5 protein-coding genes are annotated in these 5,752 nt (G+C 64.8%); 4 read left to right on the plus strand and 1 reads right to left on the minus strand.

Features of this window, described 5'->3' with window-relative positions:
• Positions 1–98 precede the first annotated feature (98 nt).
• The 4 genes from alr (at position 99) to EN914_RS21650 (ending at position 3,869) form a co-directional block, all read left to right on the plus strand.
• Positions 99–1,238 carry an alanine racemase gene (gene alr / locus EN914_RS21635; RefSeq protein ID WP_024502883.1) on the plus strand — a complete coding sequence of 380 codons (1,140 nt, stop codon included), beginning with the start codon at positions 99–101 and terminating at the stop codon, positions 1,236–1,238.
• A gap of 274 nt (positions 1,239–1,512) precedes the next feature.
• A complete protein-coding gene (rnk, locus tag EN914_RS21640) occupies positions 1,513–1,935 on the plus strand; it encodes a nucleoside diphosphate kinase regulator (protein WP_024502884.1) in 423 nt (140 codons plus the stop codon).
• 2 nt (positions 1,936–1,937) lie between these two features.
• The gene (locus EN914_RS21645) at positions 1,938–2,492 is read left to right on the plus strand and encodes a nucleoside-diphosphate kinase (protein WP_081714251.1); all 555 of its coding nucleotides are present in this window, start codon (positions 1,938–1,940) and stop codon (positions 2,490–2,492) included.
• 120 nt (positions 2,493–2,612) lie between these two features.
• Positions 2,613–3,869 (plus strand): D-amino acid dehydrogenase, encoded by a 1,257-nt coding sequence (locus EN914_RS21650; RefSeq protein WP_024502886.1) that lies wholly within the window; start codon positions 2,613–2,615, stop codon positions 3,867–3,869.
• Positions 3,870–3,873: 4 nt separating this feature from the next.
• Here EN914_RS21650 and EN914_RS21655 read toward each other — a convergent pair.
• Positions 3,874–5,752: phosphatidylserine/phosphatidylglycerophosphate/cardiolipin synthase family protein (locus EN914_RS21655; protein WP_127389247.1), on the minus strand; the 1,879-nt coding region annotated here is incomplete at its 5' end.

The raw sequence follows: 5,752 nt of genomic DNA on the forward strand, positions 1-5,752 counted from the left end.
GAGTAGGGGAGTAGGGGAGTAGGGTTGAATGTTCTGTTGCGGTCCGCGCCAATTTCTACTGACTACTGACTAACCCATCCACCACAAGAACGGTCGCCATGAACGACGCCCTCCAAAAATCGCCGCCAGAAGAGGTCACCGCCACGAGCGAAGTGGCGGCTGGGGCCATCCTCACCATCGATCTCGGTGCAATCCGTGAAAACTACCGGCGGCTGAAGGCGCGGTTGGGCGATGTTGCCTGCGCTGGTGTGCTCAAGGCGGACGGCTACGGCCTTGGCGCCGGCCAGGTCGGGGCGGCACTGCTGCGCGAAGGCTGCGATATCTTCTTCGTTGCGCTTCTGGGCGAAGGCGTCGCCCTGCGCCGCTCGCTTGGGGCGGACCCTGCCATTTTCGTGTTGAACGGCATTCCGCCCGGTGCCGAGCCGGACGCTGTGGCAGCAAACCTTTGCGTTGTTATCAACAGCCACGAGCAACTGGCAGCCTGGCGTGCTGCGGCCCGCCGCGCCGGCCGAAAACTGCCGGCCGCGGTCCAGGTCGACAGCGGCATGTCGCGGCTCGGCATGGCGCCTCGGGATGTGGATCGCATCGCCGCCGATCCGCAGGCTTTCGACGGCATCGACATCCGTTACGTGATGAGCCATCTGGCCTGCGCCGACGAGCCGGAGCATCCGGCCAATGAGAAGCAGCGACTGGCATTCGAGCAGCTGCGCAAGATGCTGCCGGCGGCACCGGCCTCGCTGACCAATTCCTCCGGCATCTTTCTTGGGCCGTCCTTTCACTACGATCTCGCCCGCCCCGGTGCCGCCCTCTACGGCATCAATCCGACGCCGCCAAAGTCCAATCCGATGCTGCCGGTGGTGCGGCTGCAGGCAAAGGTGGCACAGACGCGCAGCGTCGAAAAGGGCGCCGGCGTCGGCTATGGCCACACCTATCATGCGCAAGGCCCGCTCAGGCTGGCGACGATTTCGTTCGGCTACGCTGATGGCTGGCAACGCCGTGCCGCGTCCGCCGCCTGGTTCGAGGGCGTGCGGCTACCTTTCGTCGGGCGGGTGTCGATGGATTCGATCATTCTCGACATTTCCGCCCTGCCGGGCGGCAGGCTGCGCGAGGGTGATCTGGTCGAACTGCTCGGTCCCTCGCAAAGCGTCGATGACGCCGCCGGCCATGCCGGCACCATCGGCTACGAGATCCTGACCAGCCTCGGCCCGCGCTTCCACCGGCGCTATGTCGGCGGTTGAGCGGTTTGGCCGCGCTTGACAAGCGGACGCCTGTCGGCAAGGCTCCATGCATGAGCAACCCAGCTTATATCAGAACCTTGTTCAGGGTCTGCCCGATCGCGGGATCGTAGCCCCGGCGCGGTCGCCTTTTGGCGTCCGTCCGAACCGGGGCATTTCTACCTGACATTATCATTCCCGAGCCAGACAGCTTCGCGGCTGCCGGTTTTTCATCAAGCCACCGTTTGCGCGGCGGCAGGCGCGCGTCTGTTCGATGCGCCAAGTCATGAGGTTTGCCATGCAACATGCAACAGGATTGCGTCCACCGAGCCGGCTTCTGGTCACCGATGCCGACCATCATAGGCTGACGGGCCTGGCGCGGGCGTCGCTCGACCGCGTGCCCGAGACGGCCGAAGAATTGCTTTCGGAGATGGACCGTGCCGTTGTCACGGCGGCGGCTTCCATGCCGGCCAATGTGGTGCGGATGGGCTCGGCGGTGACAATCCGCAACGATGGCGGCAACATCCAGCGCGTCACGCTGGTCTATCCCGGCGAAGCAGACATCAGTGAAAACAGGATCTCGGTGCTGACGCCGATGGGGACGGCGCTCATCGGCGCGACCGCTGGGCAGACGGTGTGCTGGAGCAGCCGTGGCGGCCGGGAACTGTCGGCGACCATCGAAGTGGTCGATACGCCGGCCTGCGGGCGGGAGGGGTCTTGATCATGGAGACGGCGATGACAGGCGCGAATTTCCAGCTGACGACAAAGGACTTCGCCGTCCTCGAAATCATGTTGGAGCGTCGGCGGGCTTTCGCGGATCCGATTGTTCCAATGCTTGAAGACAAGCTTTCCAAGGCCGAGGTCGTCGCGATCGATTCGGTCGGATCCGATATCGTGACGCTGAACAGCAGGCTGGTATTCCGTGTCGATGCCGGCCCCGCCCAGACCCGGACCCTGGTGCAGAACGAGGTGCGCGGCCCGGTCGGCTCCAGCCTGTCGATCATGACAAGGCGGGGGCTTTGCATGCTCGGCATGGCCGAGGGCCAGACTGCGTGGATCGAACAGGCCGACGGCAGGCGGGAGTCGGTCCTGATCGCGACCGTGCTCTACCAGCCGGAGGCCGCGCGGCGTGCCGTTAGGGAGAAATCCCAGGCCGAGGCGCGAAGGCCGCATGGGCTCACCCTTGTCTACAGCGCCGCAGCCGATTGGCGGCCCCTTGGCGAAAGGGCCGGAATGCGGCAGACAGGGGATGACGACCCCGGTCCTGCGGCGGCGTGAACAGGCAACACTGCATGATCTCGAAAATCGGCATCGATTTTCGCCGGGGATCATGCGCAAATCGGAAATGCGCCGCGTCCAGGCGTCCTCAAGGGCGTGCGACGCGGCAAGGAGTGAACGATGAAGATCATGGTGCTGGGCGGCGGCGTCATCGGAGTGACCACGGCGTACTTTCTCGCCGAGGCCGGCCACGAGGTGACGGTTCTCGACCGCCAGAAAGGCCCGGCGCTGGAAACCAGCTTCGCCAATGCCGGCGAAATTTCGCCCGGCTACGCCTCGCCCTGGGCCGGTCCCGGCATTCCGCTGAAGGCGATCAAATGGCTGCTGATGAAGCATGGCCCGCTGGTGGTGCGGCCGGCCTTCGATCCGCATATGTGGACATGGCTCATCAAGATGCTGCGCAACTGCACGGCCGAGCGCTATGCGATCAACAAGGCGCGCATGGTGCCGCTGGCCGAATACAGCCGCGATACGCTCAAGGCGCTGCGCGAAGCGACCGGCATCGCCTATGACGAGCGGACCCAGGGCACGCTGCAGCTGTTCCGGACGCAAAAGCAGCTTGACGGCACCGGCGGCGATGTCGAGGTGCTGAAGAAGTATGGCGTGCCTTACGAGATCCTCGACCAGGACGGTTGCATCGCGGCTGAGCCTGGCCTTGCCGGGGTGCGCGAAAAGTTCGTCGGCGGCCTCAGGCTGCCGCACGACGAGACCGGCGACTGCAAGATGTTCACCGACAGGCTGGCCGAGCTTTGCGTGGCGCGCGGCGTCAAGTTCGAGTACGACGTGACGATCTGGCGCGTCATCCGCAGCCGCAACCGCATTGCCAATCTCAGCACCAGCAAGGGCTGGAAGACCGCCGACGCCTATGTGATGGCGCTGGGCAGTTATTCGGCGGGTTTCATGCGCCGGGTGAAGCGGCCGATCCCGGTCTATCCGGTCAAGGGCTATTCGATCACCGTGCCGATCAAGGACGCGGCGGCGGCGCCGGTCTCGACGGTGATGGACGAGACCTACAAGGTGGCGATCACCCGGCTTGGCGACCGCATCCGGGTTGGCGGTACGGCCGAGATTTCCGGCTTCGACCTCAGGCTGCACGAATCGCGGCGGCGCACGCTGGAACACTCGGTCGGCGATCTCTTTCCGGGCGCCGGCGCGATGCGGGACGCGACGTTCTGGTGCGGGCTGCGGCCGATGACGCCGGATGGCCCGCCGCTGATCGGCCGCACCGAGCTTTCCAATCTCTATCTCAACACCGGCCACGGCACGCTCGGCTGGACCATGGCTTGCGGCTCGGGCAAGGTGCTGGCCGACATCATCTCCAGCCGGGTGCCTGACATCGACGTCCGCGACCTCGCGCAGGAGCGTTATCTGCGGTAGAGAGTCAGAACGCCTGCCGGACCCAGTCCTCGTCGAACAGCAGCCGGTAGGCCCATGGGATCGTCACATTGGTGGCGACCGGATTGGAGTGGGCGACATAGTCGTCATAGATCGGCTTCATCCTGGTGTAGAAGGCCGGATCGAGCACCATCATGCCGTTCTCACTGTCGTGGAAGAAGCTGCGGTTGTTGAGGTTGACCGACGAGATGGCGACCAGCCTTTCGTCGATCATCATGATCTTGGAATGCAGCACCACGTCAGGCGCCTTGAACTCGCGGATGTTGATGCGGTCGCCATATTTCTCGACGAACAGCTTGTTGAGCGCGGTGAGGAACTTGCCGCCGATATCGCCCTTGAGATCGATGCGGCCGACAATGTCGATCCTGACGCCGCGCGCGAGCGCCCGGTCAACAGCCTGGGCAAGCTTGGGCGTCAGGTTGAGATAGGGGTTGACGATCTGGATATGGTGCCGGGCGGCGTCGACCAGCTCGACGAAATAATCCTCCAGCGCATGGCCATCCTCGTAGGGCACCGAAATGAAGTGCCGCGCCGTGCCTGAGGGGCGGCCGCCGGCGGACCGGGCCGGAATGGAGAAGGGGCGCGCCAGATTGGTGTCGGCGTCGCGCAGCCACACTGTCGAAAGATGCGCGGCAAGGGTCTCGACCGTGGCCGGATCGGCGAACTCGATGTCGAAGTCGCTCCAGTTCGAATAGTAGTTCAGCGAGAACCCGTCGGTCTTGCCGTATTGCTCAAGGTCTGGATAGCGCGACAGATCGATCGGCTGGTGGAACAGGAAGCCGTCATGGATGTTGCGGCCGCCGATGATGGCGCGCGACTGCCGTGGATCGTCGGCAAGCGTCGCCAGCATCTTGACGTGATGGACCTTGTGCAATTGTGAAATCTGCTCGTCGATCGGCGCGCCCCGGTCCGCCCGCCAGCGATATTCCTGCAGCCCGACATTGGGGAATTCGGTCGCCAGCCGATGCAGCATGGCGTCGTCCTTGTCGCGCTCCAGCACGTCGGTGACCAGGATGCGCACCTTGGTGCCGAGGGCTGCATGATGACGGATCAGCCGTTCGATGATGCGGCCGGAGAAGTCGGCCTTGAACTCCAGGGATGACAGATAGATCAGCTTCAGTTTTGGGGCCCTGGAGAAGTCGAGCGGCAGCTCCGGGTCGCCCTTGTCGATGGCGCTGTCGGACAGCGGCGCTCCCATCAGCGCCTCGACCTTGGCGTTGAAGCCATCGCGCGATTTGCGCAGCAGGCGCGGCTTTCCGATCGGCAAGGCACAGGTCTGCGACAGCCAACGGCTGGCATAGAAGGCGCGGCTGAGAGGATCGAGGCCGGTTGGGTCTGGCGTCGGGCAACGCTCGTAGCGACTGTCGAAAGCGGCAAGCGCCGGATCGGCGGTCTCTTCGCGTCGGATGGTGAGCGGCGCGCCGGCCGGAGCAAGGCTGGAGCGGATTCTTGCCGCGCAGCGGTTCAGGCCGTCACTTGGAAACAGGCTGACCGTATCGTCCTCGCCGGACAGGCGAAAGCGAAATGCCGTGCCCGTGGCGATGGTGCGTGAAGCGCCGCCGGCACGGATCGCCAGCGTGCCGTCGCAGACGCCTTCGATGTCGGCCGGTTGCTTGCCGGCCTGGCGCAGCACGATCTCGACGCTGCGCGCTTGCAGGCCGGAGAAATCGAAGGTCTTGGGCGCCGAAGGCCGCGCCGCCGCATCGATGTAGAGCGTCTGTCGCGACACCCGCCAGCGTCCGTCAAAATGACCCTCGCCGCTGTTGGCGCCGGCTGGCGGCAGATGCGTTTCGGCGACCGGCCCGGCGAGTTTTTGCAGCGTCCGGTAGGTCGCCTGGAAATCGCTGTTGGCGATCTCATGGCGG

It is taken from the genome of Mesorhizobium sp. M7A.F.Ca.CA.001.08.2.1 (genome assembly GCF_003998455.1).
In the GTDB taxonomy this organism is placed as follows: domain Bacteria; phylum Pseudomonadota; class Alphaproteobacteria; order Rhizobiales; family Rhizobiaceae; genus Mesorhizobium; species Mesorhizobium ciceri.

What these genes read in the sequence shown, in the direction of transcription:
- alr (WP_024502883.1), top strand. Translation starts at nt 99, where the DNA reads ATGAACGACGCCCTCCAAAAATCGCCGCCAGAAGAGGTCACCGCCACG.
- rnk (WP_024502884.1), top strand. Translation starts at nt 1,513, where the DNA reads ATGCAACATGCAACAGGATTGCGTCCACCGAGCCGGCTTCTGGTCACC.
- EN914_RS21650 (WP_024502886.1), top strand. Translation starts at nt 2,613, where the DNA reads ATGAAGATCATGGTGCTGGGCGGCGGCGTCATCGGAGTGACCACGGCG.
- EN914_RS21645 (WP_081714251.1), top strand. Translation starts at nt 1,938, where the DNA reads ATGGAGACGGCGATGACAGGCGCGAATTTCCAGCTGACGACAAAGGAC.